Genomic DNA, 17785 nt, shown 5'->3' on the forward strand with positions numbered 1-17785 from the left:
AGCACCAGACTACGAATCTGGGGGTCAGGAGTTCGAATCTCTTCGGGTGCGCCAATCATCCTACTGATTTCCCTTCGTTTTCTTCTTCCGTTCCGGGAGGGGGTTCGATCCGGTTTGCAGACGGTTTGCAAAAGCCGTTGCCGGACTGTTCTCGAATGCCAGGATCGCGGCTTTCGACATGGCGGCCGTTCGGGCCATGTACTTTTCCAGAATGCGGGTGGCCGACTGTAGTGTGTGACCCGTCACCGCACAGATTTGCGGGATAGCCACGCCAGCGGCTGCCAGCAGCGTCACAGCGGTCCCGCGAAGGTCGTTGAAGTGCAGTTGCTCCGCCTTCTTCGCCTTGCTTAGTTCCTCGAAAGGCTTGGCATAGAACCCCGCCTCGGCCATCCGCACGCGCCACCGCTTGCTCAGTTCCTTGTCGCTGCCCTCGGTGAACCACGGACGTCCGTCTTCCCGCGTGAGGATGAAAGGGCCAACCTTCGGAGCCGAATCGAGCATCAGCCGCAGCGCCTCTGAGCAATGGACGCGCACCGGCTCCTTGGTCTTGGATTGCTTCAGACTGATGGTCTCGCCGTCATAATCAGACCAACGCAGCCGGATCAGGTCGCCGTAACGCTGCCCGGTGTGGATCGCGAGGATGAGTGCGCGCTGCAGCTCCACCGGCGCGCCGGTCATGAACTTGCGAATGTCGGCTTCTGACCAGATGATTTCGGAGCGGTCAGAGCTGTAGGCGCGTTCGAAGCGCTCCAGCGGGTTGCGGCGGATGGTGCCCCGCCGCATCGCTTCCGAAAAGACGGCAGACAGGACCGTCATCCGATTGTCGGCCTCGCGCGGGCGGTCTTCGGCGATCTCTTCATGGTAGGCGATCAGCACGCCATTCACGCGCGGGCTTTCCAACGCCTTGATCGGCATCTTGCCGAACTTGGCTTCGAGTATTGTGAGCATCCGAAGATACTCCCGCTTAGTGCTCTCCGCTCGCGGGCGCTGCCGCTTGGTGTACTGGAACTTCCGGCTCTCGATGTAGGATCGGATCAGCGCCGCGATGTTGCCCACATCTTTCGGCGTGATCTTTTCGGCCTCCGCATAGGCAGCGATGAACTCGCGATCTCCCGGTTTACCCGGCAAGGGCGTCCCGGTGTCGCGATGATAGTAGTAGGTCCGCACCTCACCCGACGCGAGACGCTTGGTCGCCTTGTTGATCCGGGGCAGCTTAATCTTTGCCATGCTGCGACTTCATCCATTGATCGAGCGCAGCATCCGCCGGATTGCGCTGCTCCTGCGAGGTCAGAATTCGAATCGTGCCGTCGCTCAGCAGCTCGAAGCCGGAAACGGGTAGTCCCATGTCCTGGGCCACCTTGATCGCTTTCTTGACTGCGGGACTGCTGAACGACGCCATTGTACTCGCCTCTTAAGCCACGGCGCCGTTGAGGCGGACGCGGCCGGTGGTGAGGCCTGCGGTGGCGGCATCGTAGGCTACGCCGATCAGGGTGTTGCCGCTGGCGGTCGTGGTGCAGGCCTTGGCGGTGTTGTTCCAATAGACCTTGGCATGCTGCGTCCACGCCTGCCCGGCCGTCTTGGGCAGGTCGAAGACGCCGGTGGTGGCGAGTTCGGCTTTCTCGCCCACGGCGGCATCGCCATGCGCCACGCCGAAGAGCGCGCCGGACAGAATGCCGTCGCCCGACTTGATGGCGGCGGTTGCGATGAGGGGCACGGTATAACCCGGAGCGACGAAGTTTTTCATGGCTTAACCTTTCTGTTGCGGGGAACGGCGCGCGGGCCGTCCGGTGTTCGATGCAGCGCCACGCCACTACGGCAAGTGAGCGGCCGCGCTGTCTCGGGGTTTGCCCACTCGCCGAGCAACGGGAGACAGCGGAGCCCCCATGCCAAGGAGCACCAGGCGTCTCAGCCTGTTCAGAACCCTTTCGAGGTCGCGAAGGTCACGACCCCGGAGGGGCGGGTGGAAGCGCGGCGGATGCGGGTTTCGAGGTCCGCAAGCGCCCCGGCCATCTGGGCATCGTCCTGGTAGGTGATGCGCTTGCCCTCGTACTCGACCGACCGCAGGCCGCTGGCCCGCGCGCGGATCAGTTCGTCGCGCAGGCCTTCCAGTTCCTCGACCGAGACCGCCATCAGCCGACCCGCTGCCAGCCGCGGTAGTCCAGCCAGCCGCAGCCGAACTTGAGCTTCACCTTCCACATGAAGCCGTCCTGGAAGAACGGCCGATCGGTGATGATCTGCGGGCCTTCCATGCCTTCGAGATAAGCGTATTCCAGCCCGTCGATCTGCGCCGGATCGGCCAGCAGATACCATTGCGTGGCCGAGGTCAGACGCGGTTCGATCAGCAGTTGCAGGTTCTGGAACGGGTTCACGTCGTCGGTCTTCGTCGCCGCGATCTCCGAGAGGGCCTGCTGGAAGTCAGTCTCCAACTCGGCCGGAGCGAGGACATACTTCGGCTGGAGCGCGAGGATCGTGCCGCCGGGCGAGGTCTGCTTGCGCAGGGCGAGGCGCGAAGCGGACAGGTCCGCCTTGATCGTGCTGGCCGGATGGGCGTTCTTGTGCGAGGCGGCATCGAACACCGCAACCCCATCCTCAAGCAGCGTCGGGTTGCTCGTCACCTTGGCGATCAGCTGCTCCGCCTCGAAGCTCCGGCAGGAGGCGGCGGCACCCGGAGCGATGCGGTTGAGACCGCCCAGGGTGTCATTGACTATCATGTGTTCTGATACGCCAATGAAACCGCCGTAGCTGTCGACACTGTAGCTTTCCTTGGTCTCGCGCAGCGTCATGCCCTTGTATTCGCCCGACTCGCCGACGTGCTGGATCTTGCCCACATCGCCGACCCAAACGGTTTCCTTGGGGCGGAAGTCCGGCGCGGTCGTCTTGCGCGCGACCTGGTGAATGGCGGACGGCGCGGCCTCGTATTCGCGGCGCAGCGCACGGTTCAGCGTGTTGCCGAGGAGAAGCGGCAAATCGCTTTCTGTCATCGCGCGCTGGATCACGGCGGCATCGCCCATGCCGGAGGTCGAGATACCGCGTCGCCGGAAGCTGTCGCGCATCATCTCGGGCAGCGTCATACCGGCAAAGGCGCGGGCCGGTGCCGACAGGGTGTGGTCGGGATACAGGCGCGCGTAGAGCGCCTCCCCGGCCCGTTCGGCACGGGTTTCCGGAGCATCGTGATCCATGGTGATCGTGGCCCGCGTCGCGGTCGTGCGGGTCTCCTGCGAGCGGGTCTGCATCGCCTCGAAGGCGGCGCGGCGCGCCTCCTCGACCGTCACGCCCGCGTCGATCTGCTCGTCCGCCCAGTCGCGGGGCAGATGCGCCGTCTGCGCGAGGGAGCGGATTTCCCGGTTGATCTCGGCCCGGTTCTCACCGACGCCGGGGTTCGTCTGCTGCTGGCCGGGCTGCGGCTGTTCGATGGTCTCTTGTTCCATGTCCATGTTCCTGAAGGTTGCACCCGGATCGGCCGGGATCGGGACGACGCTCACCTCAAGCGGCGTCCAGGCGGCGGCGATGCGCACGCGTTGGCCGTTCTCCTGCCGTTCGATCCAGCGGGAGACGGTGAAGCCGACGGACAGGCCCCGGATCGTGCCGTCGGCAATGTCGTTGAAGACCGCCTGCGCCGCGTCATTGCTGCGAAAGCGGATGCGGACCCAAAGCCCCTCGGGGCGCAAGTCGGCCGCCTCGATCACGCCAAGCTGGTCCCGGGTGGTCTGCGAGCGGTGCCCGTCCAGCACAGGCGCGCCGATGAGGCGGGAGAGGTCCGCGCCCTCCCGGCCGATGCGCTCGATGAAGGCTGCCCGCCGCACGTCGGCATAGGTGGAGGCGATGGCCTCGACCGTGCGGGCTTCGCGGTCCACCGTCACCGGACGGGGTGTCAGATTGCGAAGATGGATCGTCATGCTTGCGGCCCCATGGGAGTTTGGCGGAGATCGGCGGCGATCTCCTCGTCCAGTTCGGCGATGTCCCTGCCCCGGCCTGCGACGACTTCGGCACGGGACTTGAGCCCCGCCTCGATGGCGCGCACGTCGGCCGCAACTTCCTTGGCCGGATCCACCCATTGCCAGCCCGGAGCGACGAAGCGCACCGCCTGGTGCTCCTCGATCTCGGCGGCGGCGATCTCACCCGCGAGCGCCTTGACCGCGATCCAGCGCTTCCAGAGCGGCCGGAGGAACTGGCCCTCGATCAGCAGGCGTTGCAGCATTTCGGCGCGGCGGCGAAACTCAAGGAGGCCGACGCGGGCAGAGGAATAGTTCGCCCCTGACAGATCGCCGGTCAGTTGCTCATAGGTCAGGCCGAGACCGGCCGCGATCTCGCGTTGCTGTGCGCGCAGGAACTCCGACTGGCCGGAGCCCGCCTCGGGCTTGGTAAAGGTGACATCCGCGCCGGGGGGCAGAATGCGCATCGCCCCCGGCTCAAGGCTCACATCGCCCCAATCCGACTCGCCATCCTTGAAGCCGCCGGTGCCGCCGCTCGTATCCCGGATGAAGCCGGTCAGCAGGGCTTCGACCTTGAGCTTCATCAGCAGGGCATCATTCGCCGCGTCATGGTCGCCGATCTTGACCGCTACCGGCACCAGCCAACTCAAGCCGCGTACCTGGCCGGGAAACAGCGCATCGAAGACATGCAGCATGTCATGTTCCGGCACGCGCACCGTATCGGTGAACCGGGCGAAGGGCGCATCGGGCGCATCGCGCAGGACGTGATAGGCGACGACACGATCCGCCGCATCGAATTCCACCCCGGCCACGACCCGCGCCCCCCCGCCATGGTCGCGGTGCAGCTCCGGGTCGATCTGATCGGCCGGCAGCACGACCAGGCGGAGACCGCCATCGTCCAGCATGAGGCGGATGAAGGCCTCGCCGTCACGCACGACGGCGCGGGCGATCATCGGCAGGAGTGGCGCGATCAGGTCTTCGAATTCGGCATTGAGACGCCGTGCAATGGTGCGGTCGGGATGCTGCGATTGCGCCTGCCAGCCCTTGCCGACCAGCTCCGCCGTCCAGGTTTCCACCCCCCGCGCCGCCATCGGCGTGTTGAGATAGAGCCCGTTCGCCCGATCCTTCGACGGCTTGCGCGCCGCCAGTGCCGCCTGTTGCGGCGTGCCGAGGCGGGCCACGCCCTTCCACCGCCGACCGCCCGCCGCCGCCTCGATACCGGATCGGGTGGAAGACGAGCCGAAGATACGAGAGAAAATGCCAAACGGAGCGGGCATGTCAGGCCTCTTCGTCCGCCTGCTCGACCGTTTCTCCGGCAATGATCTCATTGCCCCGGATCACGTAGCCCACCGCTTCGGCCCGCGCACAGAGGAGGCGATGCGCCTCTCCCACGGACGCCACGGCGATGACCGGACCGCCGATCTGCCGCTTGCCGTTGGTTTCCCGACCCGTCGCTTCAAGGAGCGCGCCGAAGAGCGCTTCGATCTCGCCCGCGCTGCCGGTATGGCCGTAATGGACTTCCTCGGCGCGCACGCCATTGCGATCCTCGACGGCGACCTTCGCGGCGATGACGAACCGCGCTTGCGGCTCCGCGCTCGACTCGAGCGCTTCGATGAAGCCCCGGAGCACGCCCGCCTGTCCCCGCACGAAGCCACCCGCCTCGGGCACCGTGAACCCCTGTTTGCAGAGGATCTCCGCGCAGACTTCGGCGAGCAGGTGATAGGTGGTGAACCGGCGCTGCTTGGCCCCTCCGAAGCTATCCTCTTCGTAAGGCGCATTGCCTTCATTGATCGTCAGCCGGACGAAATGCTTCCCGCGCCCCAGTATCGTGGCGGCAGCGGCAAGGCGAACGGTGGTGGTCGGGTTCATGGTGCGCGTCCTAAATGCCAGTATTTGGTGGCATTATTATTCACGCGCAGTGCGTCGTCAATAGTGTCATGATGGACTATCACTTTAATCCCAGTCCGCGCGCCGTGCGTCGTCAGTTCATGAGCCGCTGAAGAAGCGCGTTGGCCGAACCGACGGCTTCGGAGTGCCCGACATAACCCCACTGCCCCGGTGCATCCTCCATCACCCACGACAGTTGAGCAGCGGCACCGGCAAGTGAGGTGGCTGGCGTGGTTGCGAGAAGTTCACCAAGTTCCGTGCGCCGCGCCCACACCGCGTCGGCTTCCGGTGTGTCCTCGCCAGCGTCAGCCCAAGCCTCTTCGGTCGTGCGCCACTCTTCGAGCCATGCCTGGTGTGGATCAGTGGGTTGCGCTGACAGCGGCAGCGCGGCCATGGGGGCGGCGGCCAAGCCGATCAGGACGTCACGGCGCGAAGGCAAAGAGGCATCGGCCGCAGAAATGCGGTTGCTCATGGTGGATTCCTTGAGATTAGAGCTACGCTTGTGAAAGGGCGTCACGCGCCATGGCTGCACGGATCGCGCGGATCACTTCGGAATTTTGCGAACTGCCGTTGATCTCTGCTTGACGCTCAAGCCACGTCTTCACGTCGCTCGGCAAATTCAGCTTGAACTGGATAGTCCGCATAAACACCTCATGAACCTGTTAGGTCCATGAGGACCATATAGGTCCCATTCCGTCAAGAACCTTTTTGGTCCATAGTCGCGAAATGGCTCAACCCACCCAGACAGACCCACAGTTCAAGCTTCGCTTACCTCTTGATCTCAAACAGAGAATTGAGGTTGCGGCTGCGAGCAGCAACCGCAGCATGAATGCAGAAATCGTGAAGGCGCTGGAGAGCGTCTATCCTGCGGCGCCTTTTGACCACCTACTTCTTGACGAGTTCCTGGAGCGCTATCGTAAGGCTGATAGTGGCTCTCAGGCCAAGCTACTGGGGCTCCTGCAAGATTTTCTCCGGGCGTCTGGGAGCACGATGTCGGTTTCGATAGGTGACGATGGGGAAATTCTGCTGCGCCGGTGACGTTCGGATCTGCCGGTATCTAATTCATTCCCAGCCGCAGCGGGCCCCGGCGTAGGATTGCGGAAAGGATCAGCGTGATAGGGTTCTTCCAAAGGCGAGACGATGTGCTATATCTGCTTTGCTTATGCTCAGATGATGGAGGTTTGCAATGAGCTCTGCTCCGAACTACTCCCTCGTCAAGAAGACGGCGAAGGGGCTTCTCCACAAGTATGAGATCGACAATCCTCCGATCGATCCCATCATGATTGCCCATTCCGAAGGCATCGGGGTTCGCTTCGTACAGTTTTCTGGTGAGTATAGTGGAGTGTCCGGGTTCTATGATCCGGAAGAAAACGCTATCTATGTGAATAGTGAAGAATTCCCACTCCGGCAAACCTTCACCATCGCCCATGAATTGGGGCACGCCCTTTTGCACCGTGATTGGGCCAAGTCGAACGACTACAAGTTGTTGTGGCGCGATGATAGCCTTAACGACCGCAACGATACGCACGAAAAAGAAGCAAATGCATTTGCTGCAAATCTGCTCGTACCGCGCCATATGCTTGGAAGGTACATGGGCGATGTGCGGCCTGCCGATCTTTCGCGCTTGTTTGCGGTCTCGCTGCCTGTGATCAAGAACCGGATGTCATTTGAGTACGGCTAATGTTCGAGAGGCGGCGAAGAAAAATGCCACCAATCTTGAAAGCAGCGACCCCGACCTAAACGAAGTTCTTTCTGAAGGAAGAGCGTTGCAGGTGGAGCTTCTTAGGGAGCAAAATCGGCATAAGGAAGCCATAGCGGAGCTAGGCTGGTTCGCGAAAGTATTTGGCGGAAAGGATACGGCACCTGTCATCATCGCAGCGATCACCCTTCTTCTGGGTTTCGTCATGACAGGCGCTTGTATGGCGTTGGCGGCGTGGCACCCCGACGACCGCCAGTTTTGGTTCGATTGGTCGAAGACAACCTTCACTATTTCCGGAACTGCTCTGGGGTTTATCTTCGGCCGAAAAGGATGATCTTCCAGCCTCACGGGCAACAAGATTGCTATCTCCGCATCCAACCCGATTGCAGCACCGGCCCCGCCTTCTTCGCCGGTCCCGCCTCAACTGCCAGATCGGCTCTCCGCTGATCCCAGTCCGGATTGAGGATACCGCGCGCCGCCACGGCATAGACCACGCAATCCAGCGCCTCGGCCCTCCGGCCGGGGATGCGCTGGAAGCTGCGGACTGGCTGGCCCCGGCTGTAACGCACAAGGCTCCGCTCCGAGGCAAGCTGCTCATACCAGACGGCGGGCAGGCTGTCGGAGAACCGGAAACTACCTGCCTGGGCGATGCGGGCGAAGAGTTGCCCCTTCACGGTATCGACGCCCACGATCCATAGCCGCGCTCCGGTCTTCGTGTTCGACCCTGCCCGCTCGATTACCGGACGGTTGCCAGCCGCGCCCTTGATCGCCAGCACCCGCGCCCGCATCCGGGGCGAGGCGAAGGCCGTGACATGGTGCATCGACGCCCCGTCGCCCGCATCGATGGCCACGGCATCAAGGCCAATGCGTCCGCCCAGGGCATGCGGATACCGGGCGCGGAGAAGCCCGTCGAGTTCCGCCCATGTCTCCTCCGCATCGAAAGCGCCCCAGATGACCTTGTGGCCGAGCACAAGCGCGGAGCCGTTCTCCGTCCAGCCAAGGAAGCTGCATTCCAGTCGGTCGTGCTGCACGTCCACCCCGGCGGTCAGCGCCAGCACCTCCGCCGGCACCGCGTCCAGGCTGAAGGGTTCGGCGCGGGCCATCAGTTCGGATTCGGCCAGTTCGTCGCCGTCGCTGCGCCAGCCCTGGCCGAGGATGGTGTTGACGAAGGTCTGCAAGGTGACGGGATCGGACTTCGCCGCGAGGAATTCGGCCGCGAGCTTCCCCCAGGCGGCATTGGCATGCAGCGAGATGAGCGCGTTCATGCGGAACCCGGCATGCCCCTTCACCTCCGGCCGGGTGGCACGCCAGCGCCCGTTCTCCACCATCGCGGGCTTGTGCCGCTCCTCCACCTCCGCCGTGCAATGTGGGCAGCGCCAGCGGGCGGTTTCCGCTGCGCCGTCGTCCCAGACGATGTGCTCCCAGACGATCTCCGACAGCGTGCCGCATTCCGGGCACGGCACCTCGTAGACGCGGGCATCCGACTGGGCATAGGCGCGCAGGACGTGGCTCGTCTCCTCATGCACCGGGGTCGAGCCGAGGACGATCTTGCGATCCGGGAAGGACAGCGTGCGGCGTTCGGCCAGCAGGATCGGCGAGCCCTCGGCCGTGGGCTCCATGCCGTCCGCCTCGTCGATGAACAGCAGGCGCACGTTGTGGCGGCGCAGGTTCCGGGGGGCCTTGGCTGCCACAACCTTGAGCGAGCCGCCGGGAAAGCGGCGCGACAGGAGCGTGTTGCGGCCCGATTCGTCCGCTTCGTCCGACAGCGCTTCGGCTAGCGCCGGAGAGGCCGAGAAGATCGGCTCGATGTCCGAGACCACGTAGTCCCGGCAGTCCGCCTCGGCGGGCAGCAGGCACAGGATCGGCGCGGGTTCATTGGCGACAAAGGAGGCGACGGCCGAGGTCAGGAGCGTCGTGAAGCCGACGCGCACCGGCTTGACCAGTGTCACCCGCTCGATGAGCGGATCCCCGATGGCATCTGCAATCTCGCGCTGGAACTGCCACAGGCGCACCGGGCCGGGTTGGGCGGAGACGCCATCCGGCAGCACGATCTCCCGCTCGATCCAGTCGGACAGGCGCAGACGCGGCGGCGGGATCAGGGCGCGGAGCGCGCGGACGGTGACGGCTTCAATCGTCGGCATGGCCGAGCTCCTCAAGGGCGGTGCGAAGTTCGCGGTCGAGCGCATCGACGTCTGCCGCCGTCAGATGGCCGAGAGACTGGCGCAGGCGCGACGGCACGGCCAGCACACGGGACCGGACCTTGCGCAGCACATCCGCCCAGGCGCGCTCCACCTCGTCGGCCTTCACCAGTTCACCACGCAGCGCCGCGTTCTTCAGCGCCTGGGCATCCGCCTGCTCACGGGCGAGCCGGGCGCGTTCGCCGGTGAGGTTCAGGATCTGCTCCTCCCCACCCCGGCCGCTGGCGGTCCCGCGCAGATGCTCAAGATAGCGGCGCGTCGATTCTACCAGGTCGTAGGCGTCGTGGCCGAGGCGGATCGCGATCTCGCGTTTGACCAGGCCGGTCAGCGCGCCGGGCGTGATCCCCCAGAGGTCGCACAGGTCCGAACCCCCAATGCGATGCACCGGCCGATCCCCGAGACCCGGAAGCTCCTGCACGATGCGCATTCTTTATCCCCTTGATTTCGCTTGCACAGATTGAATTGTCGCGCCTTTGCCACCCGCATACGATCCCTGCCGGGAGGACCCATGATGGGTGCGGGCAATGCTGCGAAGGGCGTGCTCGATCTCCGACTTCTCGATGTGGAAGCGTTCGGGATCGCGGTGGTCGGGGCACAGGCGGCGCAGTCGGTCAGCCAGATCGCCGAGAGCCTGCCATGTGCCTTGCTGCTGAAGCGCGTTCATCTGGTTCGCCTATCTCTACGTTCGAACGTTGCTCTTCTCTTCTTGTTCTCAGCCCCTGTCGGATGGAGAGGGTCTGAGCGGCGGGCATAGGACGACCTTCCCCGGCAACGCGCCGAGGTCGGTCCCTATCCCGCCACGATCTTGCCTGTCGGCGTGGAGCCGGGCCGTCGCATTGGGCCGATCTGGTCGTGCGTTCCCGCCAGATCGTCGGTGGCTACTTGCGACGCTTGAACGCTGCGCCGGGGGTCGGGCTTCCACCTTTCGGACTGCCCTTTGCCTGTGACCCCTCCCCGTGGTAGGCTTTCCCGATCAGCGCCACCGTTCGCCCCGCAAGAGCTGCCGTCCGCTGATCCGGCCCCGCGTAAACCCATGCGCGGGGTCACGTTTTTCCTCAGGTCTCCTGAACGATCACCTTGGCCTTGCCGTAGTGTTGGATGCGGGAGCACAGGCCGCAGCGATCCCAGAAGCGATAGAAGTTGCGACCACCCCGCGGACGCCAGTCCGCCGAATGCTCGTAGCGCTGCATGGCCTTGCCGCACTTGGGGCAAGGCTTGCCGCCAGCGATGGGAACGGGCTTCGGGTCTGCGCTCCGGCTCATGCGCGCAGACCCCGCTCATCTTCGATCAGGCTGAACTCGGCTTTCGGCTCGAAGAGGTCGGCGACCATGCGGTTCATGATGCGTTCCTGCTTCGGCGAAGGCGTCCAACTCGGGCGTTTGAGCTGGCGGGCAATCGAGCGGGCGAAGTTGCGCTCGAAGCCCTCGGGAGCGGCACGGAGCACCTGCCCCCAGTAGAAAGCGATCTCCTCAAGCGGCCGGGTCTGCATCACGCGTTCCCCCAATAGGCCGCTTCGAACACCATCTCGCGGGCTTCCCCGTCCAGCGCACGGAGCGCCGCGAAGGCGAGCGCGGCCAGTTCAAGCCGGGTGAGGCGAGCGGAGAAGATGGCCGACGCTTGGCCCCAGACATCCGGGGCATCGGCGGTCAGCGCATAGCCAAGGGTGCGCGCTGCGCGCTTGTGGCGGTCCTGCGCATAGCGAGCCATTGCACTGCGATTCGGCTTCTTGTAGGCTTTCGGTCGAAGCTCAGCAGCTTTGTTATCGGCCCCGGTCGCGCCCGCCAGCGCACCGGGGTTTTTCATTTCCAGCGGCCGTTTATCGGTTTGCACCTCGCCGATAACCGCTTGTTTTGAAAAGGAGCGTTCAGCCGTCAGTTGCGATCTTTTCCCTTTGCAATCAATGCTATGGGTCAGCCTACGAATCTGGGGGTCAGGAGTTCGAATCTCTTCGGGTGCGCCAATTTTCCTTTGCAAGTTCCAGGCAAATTTACCTTTTTGCGTCACGGAATTGTCTCGTGGCGCGGTTCGGCAAGTATGGCCTTCGGTTCAGCCGAGATCACGCCCGCGGGTCTTGGGTTTCCAGATGAAAGTTCGGATTTGAACCTCCGCCCACCTCTCGGGCAGCGCCTCCGGCGGTCCGACCTGACCGGAAGCAGAGGTTCCAGCGGAACAGCGCGGGCAAAGGGCGTCGCCCCGACCACAGATGACTGTCGATTGGCGCGGCCCGCAGGCTTACGCCTGCGTGCGGCAGGTCGGGCTGCTTCCGCGAAACCCTCCGACCCGCGACATCCGATCGACTACGTGGTCAGACGGTGAGATGTTCAAACAGGATGACGCTCCCCAACCCGATCAGCGCCAGCCCCCCGGCGACTTCCATCACCCGCCCGAAGCGGCGGCCCAGGAACCGTCCCGCGAGGATCCCCGTGGAACTCATCACCATAGTCGCAAGACCGATGCAGAGCGCTACGACCAGGATGTTCACCTGCAGAAAGGCGAGCGAGACCCCTACCGCCATGGCGTCGATGGAGGTGCCTATGGCCGTCGCGATGACCGCCCATCCCGACGTGCCTGCCGATCGCTCCTCCGGCGAGAAGGCCTGAAGCGCCATATGGACACCGACCGCGCCCAACAGTGCGAAAGCGATCCAATGATCCACCGCCTCCACATACTGACTGGCCGCGATGCCCAACGCCCAGCCGAGGATCGGTGTAATCGCCTCCACGGTGCCGAAGATCGCACCGGTGCGAAGCGCGTGGCCGAAGCTGGGCCGCCGTTCCGCTGCACCTTTGCCCAATGAGGCGATAAACGCATCCACGGACATGGAAACAGCAAGCAGACCGATGGTCATCGGGGACATGGGAACTCTCCTGGGCCAGCCGGGCGATGGACAGACCCCGCCCGCAGAGTCCCACGCCACGGTCTTGCAAGGCCCGCTGGGCTGGACGCGCCACGCGGATCCCCCGCGAGCCTGTTGACGCGCCCCTGCCGGAAACCGGCAGTCGCTACTCCCCGATGGCGGGGAAAATACCGTTGAACAATAAATAGTCAAGCAAAAACATGATATTATGAATGCGTCTCATTCGCACAACATGACTTCGGCCAAGCCCGTTGTTTCTGCTCGCGGATTCCCGATTGTCCGATCCTTGCACAACACTGCCACCGGCAACAATGCACTGCTGGGGCACTGCCAGCCCGCTGCTTGCTGCGCCACGCCCGCAGCCGCATATTTCGCCGGACAAACCGGAGAATGGCATGACAAACCTGTTTCTGGTCGATGAGCGGGTGATCGTGGCCGAACATGACAGGATGCTCGCCAGCGACCCGGACCTGTCGCAGCACCTGGGGATCATCAATGCTTCGCTGGACCTGCTGTCGCAGATACCTGCGCTGCATGCGGAACGGGATGCCAATGAAACCGCTCTGCTTCGTCTTGGCATACGCTGCTTCAACAGCGGGGCGTCAGCGCTGCGATTGCTCCGCTGCGGTTATTTTCAGCCCGCCATGACAATGGCTCGGGATCTGTTTGAGGTGCAGTCCCTGCTTCTCCTGTTCACTAGAGAACCCGGCAGTCTGGATGCGTGGCTTTCTCTCCCGGACAAGGAACGCAGGAACCGTTTCAGCCCCGGCGCAGTGCGGGACCGCCTGGATAAGCTTGCGGGCTACACCAAGAAGAAGCGCGCGCAGGCCTATGACCTGCTCTGCCAGCAAGCCGCGCATGCCAACCCCGGCGGTTTCCACCTGATCTCTCCCGAAGGGGAAACCCGCATAGGTCCTTTTTCAGACTACGGAGTGCTGCGGAGTTGTAGCGAAGAACTGGCCCAACGGCTTGCCTTCGCAGCGATCACCTTCTCCTGTTCGATCAGAACGGGACAGCCGGACATACGTCGGGTCAAGGCGGATTTCGTCACGCGTCTTGCGGACTGGCAGGCGAAATATCTGCCAAACCGGGCGCAGGAGGAATTTCTTCCGCCGCGTCAGGATGAGGCGGAGCATTAAGCCGCCATCCTGCAAATGAAACATCTTCAAAGCGGCACTGAACAATGACCAGTGCAGACGGGATGCCAGGCGCCACACCTGCCCGCATCTGAGCAGGAATTCCGAAGCGGCCGGTGCGGCCCCAGCTCGCACGTCGAACCGAGAAGAGCAGCCAGTTTCGGCGCGTGGACCCCCGTGTGCTTCAACGCGTGGACCCCCGCGTGCTTAAATCTGCATCGGGAGGAGACCCAAGCGACGGTATTCATTGGGAAATACGCCATGGCCCGGAGGCGAATTGGAGCGGGTAGCGGGAATCGAACCCGCCCCATCAGCTTGGAAGGCTGAGGCGCTACCACTACACCATACCCGCGAGCGCGGGGCGAGAGATAGCATCCGGCAGCGGGGTGCTCAAGGGTGAAGTCCGGCATTCTCCCCAGAAAACCGACCGTGGACAGGGGTGACCCCATGGGCGGGCTTCATCGGCCGCCATGGCCGTCGCCGCGGAGAACGGCACGCCCGGGCCACCCGATGCGAACAGAAGGCGCCTTCGCACCGGGGCTGAACTGCACTCAGGCAACCGCTGCGACCTGCCCACGATCACGTCTATTTCCGCGTGATGCGCCCATCGGTGTAAGGCTTGTACGGCCCCTCCTTCGCCAGATACTCCGCCAGCACATCCGCCAGATCAGGCCCGAAATCATAGGCATTCGCGACATCGTGCGTGAACATGGCGAAACCGTCGCCGCCGCTGCGGACGTAGTTGTTGACCACGACACCATAGCTGGCCGCAGGGTCTATCGCGGTCCAGCCCTCGCCGTTCCGCACCTGCACGTCACTTACGCGGCTGCCCGCCGGTTGCGCAGGATCGAACGCATATTTCAGCCCGGCGACTTGCAGGAAGCGCCCGGCCCCCTGATCGAGCTGGCTCACGCCGTTCTCCAGCGCGGCAACGACAGTGGCCCCCGTGGTCTGGAACGTGGCGAGCGTGTTCTGGAAGGGCAGCACGGTCAGCACCTCACCCATCGTCACATCGCCCGCGTCGATGGAGGCGCGCACACCGCCGCCGTTGACGAGGCTGATGGTGATGCCCTGATCCTTCACCCGGTCGAGCTGCGCATCGGCGATGAGGGTGCCCATCTCGCATTCCCGCTGACGGCAGTGATCGCGGGAACCGTCGATCGGCGCCTCGCTCGCTGCCACGACACGGGCCTTCAGCTCCTCCAGCGGAACGGCAAGCTCGGCCAGCCGCTGTTGCGCAGGCGCATCCTCCGCCACCGCGGCATCCAGCAGAAGCGGCGCACCGGAGGCGGAGATCACCTTGCCCGCATCGTCAAACGTGACCGTCAGCTCCCCGAGATACTTGCCATAGGCATAGGCCGTGACGATCGGCACGCCGTTCACCATCGTCGGATAGGGTCCGGCGGCGGCAGGGTCGGTGCTGGAAAGCAGCGTATGGCTGTGGCCGCCCACGATCACGTCCACGCCGGCGGTCTCTGCCGCGATCTGCTTGTCCACCTCATAGCCGGAATGGCTAAGCACGATGATCTTGTTCACGCCTGCCGCGGTGAGCGTGTCCACTTCCGCCTGCACTGCATCGGCGGGCGGCGTGAAGATGATGTTGGGCCCGGGGCTGGCCAGTTCCGGGTTGTCGCGCGGGGTGAGGCCGATGATCCCGATCTTCTCGCCCTCCTTCTCCACCACCACCGATTTGGCGATACGGCCCTTCAGCAGCGGCTCCCGGCTCAGGTCGGCATTGGCCATGACCATCGGAAATCGAATCTCGTCCAGGAAGTGCACAAGCTCCGGGGGGCCGTCGTCGAACTCGTGGTTGCCCACCGCCATCGCCTCGAAGCCGAGCGCATTCATGAACTCGGCCGAGACCTTGCCCTTGTAGTGGTTGTAGAACAGGCTGCCCTGAAACTGGTCACCCGCATCGATCAGCAGCGAGTTGGCGGTCCGGGACCGCGCATCCGTTATCGCCGTGACCAGACGGGCGATGCCGCCGAAACACTTGTTCTCCGCCGCATCCTTTTCCCCGCAGGTCGAATCGGACCCGTTGATCGGCTCGAACCGGGCATGGAAGTCGTTGATATGCAGAATGGTGAGCGTGTATTCGGCAGAAGCGGCCCCGGCGCTGAGGGCGAGCACCCCTGCCGTGGCGAGAAGACGGACCAACATGCGGTTCTCCCTGTGCGGATGCTCACAGTCTGCGGAGCGGCGGCGGCTCTGTCAAAGCTTCTCGCGCCCGAGGACCCATCCCGATGCGCCCCCGGCGCGCGCAGCCACGCCCGTCGGGCACACGTTCTCCTTGACCGGATGGCGGAGTGAGGGCATCACCCGGCCATGCTGATCCTGAAGATTTTCCGACGCCCCGAATGGGATGCGTTCCGCGCCGCAGGTGTCACCCACGGCGCGCCCGTGGATGTGGCGGACGGCTTCATCCATTTTTCCACGCCCACACAGGTGGGAGAGACAGCCGCCCGCCATTTCGCGGAGGAAAGCGATCTGGTGCTGGTCGCCGTCTCCGTGGAGCCTCTGGGGGCGGACCTGAAATGGGAGCCGTCACGGGGGGGCGCGCTTTTTCCGCATCTCTACCGGCCGCTCCGGCTGTCGGATGTGGTCTGGGACAAGTCCCTGCCGCTCGGGGCCACGGGGCATATCTTCCCGGAGGGGGTTCTGTGAACCGGTACGAGTCCCTTGGCCTTGGCCTGCTCACCCGGCTGGACCCGGAGCGGGCGCATGGCCTGTCGCTGATGGCCCTCCGCACGGGGCTGGTCGCCCTGCCGGGGGAGATCACCTCGCCCCGGCTCCGCACGAGCCTTGCCGGGATCGACCTGCCCAACCCCGTGGGCCTTGCTGCCGGGTTCGACAAGAACGCGACCGCGCTCGAACCGCTGAGCCGCGCGGGCTTCGGCTTCATCGAGGTCGGCGCGGCGACGCCCCGCCCGCAGCCCGGCAACCCCCGCCCCCGGCTGTTCAGGTTGCCGGAGGACCGCGCCGTCATCAACCGCTTCGGCTTCAACAACGAAGGTGCCGCCGCCATCGCGGCCCGGCTGGCCGCCCGGCCGGAGCGGGGGGTGATCGGGCTGAACCTCGGCGCGAACAAGGACAGCGCCAACCGTGCACAGGACTTTGCGGAAGTGCTGGCCGCCACGGGCGGATGGATCGACTTCGCCACGGTCAACGTTTCCTCTCCCAACACCGAGAAGCTTCGTGACCTTCAGGGCCGCGCGGCGCTGGAATCGCTGCTCGCGGGTGTGCTGGAGGTGCGGGACGGGCTGTCGCGGCGGGTGCCGGTATTCCTTAAGATCGCCCCCGATCTCACCGATGACGAAATCGCCGAAATCGGCGCCGTCGCGCTCGCCTCCGGTATCGACGGGGTGATCGCCACCAACACGACCCTCTCCCGCGATGGGCTTGGCGGCGCGGCGCGGGGAGAGGCGGGGGGCCTCTCCGGCGCCCCGCTGTTCGAGCGGTCCACCCGGGTTCTGGCCCGCCTGTCACGGGCGACGGAGGGGCGGCTGCCGCTGATCGGCGTCGGCGGCATTTCCACTCCCGATCAGGCCTATGAGAAGATTCTGGCCGGAGCGAGCGCGGTTCAGCTTTACACCGGCCTCGTCTTCGGAGGACTGTCGCTGGTGGGAGACCTCGTCCGCGGCATCGAGGACCGGCTTCTCCGCGATGGCTTCGCCACTGTGGCGGAGGCCGTCGGAACCGGGAGGGAGCGGTGGCTGTGACCATCTCGATCTGGCACAATCCGCGTTGCGGCACATCGCGCCGGGCGCTCGCGCTGCTGGAGGAACACGGCGTGGTGCCCGTGGTGCGGGACTATCTGAACGAACCGCCGAGCGAGGCCGAACTCCGCGCCGCGCTCTCGCTTCTCGACCGCGCGCCCCGCGACATCCTCCGCTGGAAGGAAGGCGCGCGGAGCGACGCCGGGCTGACGGAGACGAGTGACGACGATGCCCTGATCGCCGCGATGGTGGCGCATCCCATTCTCATCGAACGCCCCATCGTCTTTTCCGAGACCCGCGCCGTCCTTGGCCGGCCGGCGGAAGCCGTGCTGGATGTCCTCACTCCCTGAGGGGAGGGGC

Annotated in this window: 24 protein-coding genes and 1 tRNA gene; 7 read left to right on the plus strand and 18 right to left on the minus strand. The window is 64.6% G+C overall.

The annotated features are described in order from the left end of the window. Positions 1 to 60: 60 nt before the first annotated feature. The 9 genes from RT513_RS17000 to RT513_RS17040 form a co-directional block, all read right to left on the minus strand. Positions 61 to 1167 (minus strand): tyrosine-type recombinase/integrase, encoded by a 1107-nt coding sequence (locus RT513_RS17000; protein ID WP_290689964.1) that lies wholly within the window; start codon positions 1165 to 1167, stop codon positions 61 to 63. Between the two features lie 46 nt (positions 1168 to 1213). Continuing rightward, a complete protein-coding gene (locus RT513_RS17005) occupies positions 1214 to 1399 on the minus strand; it encodes a hypothetical protein (RefSeq protein ID WP_290689965.1) in 186 nt (61 codons plus the stop codon). Between the two features lie 12 nt (positions 1400 to 1411). Further along, the gene (locus tag RT513_RS17010; RefSeq protein ID WP_290689966.1) at positions 1412 to 1744 is read right to left on the minus strand and encodes a DUF2190 family protein; all 333 of its coding nucleotides are present in this window, start codon (positions 1742 to 1744) and stop codon (positions 1412 to 1414) included. 170 nt (positions 1745 to 1914) lie between these two features. Further along, on the minus strand, positions 1915 to 2130 hold the full coding sequence (locus tag RT513_RS17015) for a phage head-tail joining protein (RefSeq protein WP_290689968.1): 216 nt from the start codon (positions 2128 to 2130) through the stop codon (positions 1915 to 1917). Continuing rightward, positions 2130 to 3896 carry a prohead protease/major capsid protein fusion protein gene (locus RT513_RS17020; protein ID WP_290689970.1) on the minus strand — a complete coding sequence of 589 codons (1767 nt, stop codon included), beginning with the start codon at positions 3894 to 3896 and terminating at the stop codon, positions 2130 to 2132. The genes RT513_RS17015 and RT513_RS17020 overlap by 1 nt, the downstream gene beginning before the upstream one ends. Beyond that, positions 3893 to 5209: a phage portal protein gene (locus RT513_RS17025; protein ID WP_290689971.1), complete on the minus strand. Its 1317-nt coding sequence runs from the start codon at positions 5207 to 5209 to the stop codon at positions 3893 to 3895. Before RT513_RS17025 ends, RT513_RS17020 begins: the two co-directional genes overlap by 4 nt. 1 nt (position 5210) lies before the next feature. Then, positions 5211 to 5801 carry a hypothetical protein gene (locus RT513_RS17030; RefSeq protein ID WP_290689972.1) on the minus strand — a complete coding sequence of 197 codons (591 nt, stop codon included), beginning with the start codon at positions 5799 to 5801 and terminating at the stop codon, positions 5211 to 5213. Positions 5802 to 5913: 112 nt separating this feature from the next. Then, on the minus strand, positions 5914 to 6291 hold the full coding sequence (locus tag RT513_RS17035) for a hypothetical protein (RefSeq protein ID WP_290689974.1): 378 nt from the start codon (positions 6289 to 6291) through the stop codon (positions 5914 to 5916). 22 nt (positions 6292 to 6313) lie between these two features. Beyond that, positions 6314 to 6463 carry an Arc family DNA-binding protein gene (locus RT513_RS17040; RefSeq protein ID WP_290689975.1) on the minus strand — a complete coding sequence of 50 codons (150 nt, stop codon included), beginning with the start codon at positions 6461 to 6463 and terminating at the stop codon, positions 6314 to 6316. An 82-nt stretch (positions 6464 to 6545) separates the two neighbouring features. On the opposite strand from RT513_RS17040, the gene RT513_RS17045 reads away from it, so the two are divergent. The 3 genes from RT513_RS17045 to RT513_RS17055 all read left to right on the plus strand — a co-directional run bounded on the left by RT513_RS17045 (position 6546) and on the right by RT513_RS17055 (position 7852). After that, positions 6546 to 6857 (plus strand): Arc family DNA-binding protein, encoded by a 312-nt coding sequence (locus RT513_RS17045; protein ID WP_290689976.1) that lies wholly within the window; start codon positions 6546 to 6548, stop codon positions 6855 to 6857. A 148-nt stretch (positions 6858 to 7005) separates the two neighbouring features. Further along, positions 7006 to 7500 (plus strand): ImmA/IrrE family metallo-endopeptidase, encoded by a 495-nt coding sequence (locus tag RT513_RS17050; protein WP_290689977.1) that lies wholly within the window; start codon positions 7006 to 7008, stop codon positions 7498 to 7500. After that, positions 7487 to 7852 carry a hypothetical protein gene (locus RT513_RS17055; protein ID WP_290689978.1) on the plus strand — a complete coding sequence of 122 codons (366 nt, stop codon included), beginning with the start codon at positions 7487 to 7489 and terminating at the stop codon, positions 7850 to 7852. Before RT513_RS17050 ends, RT513_RS17055 begins: the two co-directional genes overlap by 14 nt. Positions 7853 to 7880: 28 nt before the next feature. Here RT513_RS17055 and RT513_RS17060 read toward each other — a convergent pair whose 3' ends face one another. The 7 genes from RT513_RS17060 to RT513_RS17090 form a co-directional block, all read right to left on the minus strand. Beyond that, entirely contained in the window at positions 7881 to 9659 is a 1779-nt protein-coding gene (locus RT513_RS17060; RefSeq protein ID WP_290689980.1) for a phage terminase large subunit family protein, read from the minus strand. Then, the gene (locus tag RT513_RS17065) at positions 9646 to 10143 is read right to left on the minus strand and encodes a terminase small subunit (RefSeq protein ID WP_290689981.1); all 498 of its coding nucleotides are present in this window, start codon (positions 10141 to 10143) and stop codon (positions 9646 to 9648) included. The genes RT513_RS17060 and RT513_RS17065 overlap by 14 nt, the downstream gene beginning before the upstream one ends. A gap of 3 nt (positions 10144 to 10146) precedes the next feature. Beyond that, positions 10147 to 10380, minus strand: a complete 234-nt coding sequence (locus tag RT513_RS17070; RefSeq protein ID WP_290689983.1) for a hypothetical protein — start codon at positions 10378 to 10380, stop codon at positions 10147 to 10149. Between the two features lie 391 nt (positions 10381 to 10771). After that, complete coding sequence (locus RT513_RS17075) at positions 10772 to 10978, minus strand: hypothetical protein (RefSeq protein ID WP_290689984.1); 207 nt, start codon at positions 10976 to 10978, stop codon at positions 10772 to 10774. Next, positions 10975 to 11205 (minus strand): hypothetical protein, encoded by a 231-nt coding sequence (locus RT513_RS17080; protein WP_290689985.1) that lies wholly within the window; start codon positions 11203 to 11205, stop codon positions 10975 to 10977. Before RT513_RS17080 ends, RT513_RS17075 begins: the two co-directional genes overlap by 4 nt. Continuing rightward, on the minus strand, positions 11205 to 11720 hold the full coding sequence (locus RT513_RS17085) for a hypothetical protein (RefSeq protein WP_290689986.1): 516 nt from the start codon (positions 11718 to 11720) through the stop codon (positions 11205 to 11207). Before RT513_RS17085 ends, RT513_RS17080 begins: the two co-directional genes overlap by 1 nt. Positions 11721 to 12021: 301 nt before the next feature. After that, positions 12022 to 12573 carry a manganese efflux pump MntP family protein gene (locus tag RT513_RS17090; protein ID WP_290689987.1) on the minus strand — a complete coding sequence of 184 codons (552 nt, stop codon included), beginning with the start codon at positions 12571 to 12573 and terminating at the stop codon, positions 12022 to 12024. 395 nt (positions 12574 to 12968) lie between these two features. Here RT513_RS17090 and RT513_RS17095 point away from each other — a divergent pair, with 395 nt between their 5' ends. Then, positions 12969 to 13712: a hypothetical protein gene (locus RT513_RS17095; protein ID WP_290689989.1), complete on the plus strand. Its 744-nt coding sequence runs from the start codon at positions 12969 to 12971 to the stop codon at positions 13710 to 13712. Positions 13713 to 13987: 275 nt separating this feature from the next. Here the strand turns inward: RT513_RS17095 and RT513_RS17100 are convergent. Both RT513_RS17100 and RT513_RS17105 read right to left on the minus strand, forming a co-directional pair. After that, positions 13988 to 14061 (minus strand) — tRNA-Gly (locus RT513_RS17100). A gap of 233 nt (positions 14062 to 14294) precedes the next feature. Then, positions 14295 to 15869, minus strand: a complete 1575-nt coding sequence (locus tag RT513_RS17105) for a bifunctional UDP-sugar hydrolase/5'-nucleotidase (protein WP_290689990.1) — start codon at positions 15867 to 15869, stop codon at positions 14295 to 14297. A 165-nt stretch (positions 15870 to 16034) separates the two neighbouring features. Here RT513_RS17105 and RT513_RS17110 point away from each other — a divergent pair, with 165 nt between their 5' ends. Genes RT513_RS17110 through arsC form a run of 3 tightly spaced genes read left to right on the plus strand, consistent with a single transcriptional unit; the run spans position 16035 to position 17775 of the window. Then, the gene (locus tag RT513_RS17110) at positions 16035 to 16373 is read left to right on the plus strand and encodes a DUF952 domain-containing protein (RefSeq protein ID WP_035707778.1); all 339 of its coding nucleotides are present in this window, start codon (positions 16035 to 16037) and stop codon (positions 16371 to 16373) included. Next, positions 16370 to 17428, plus strand: coding sequence for a quinone-dependent dihydroorotate dehydrogenase (locus tag RT513_RS17115; protein WP_290689991.1), 1059 nt, complete (start codon positions 16370 to 16372; stop codon positions 17426 to 17428). The genes RT513_RS17110 and RT513_RS17115 overlap by 4 nt, the downstream gene beginning before the upstream one ends. Further along, complete coding sequence (arsC, locus tag RT513_RS17120; RefSeq protein WP_290689992.1) at positions 17419 to 17775, plus strand: arsenate reductase (glutaredoxin); 357 nt, start codon at positions 17419 to 17421, stop codon at positions 17773 to 17775. The genes RT513_RS17115 and arsC overlap by 10 nt, the downstream gene beginning before the upstream one ends. Positions 17776 to 17785 lie beyond the last annotated feature (10 nt).

This window comes from Haematobacter sp., from assembly GCF_032102465.1.
GTDB lineage: Bacteria > Pseudomonadota > Alphaproteobacteria > Rhodobacterales > Rhodobacteraceae > Haematobacter.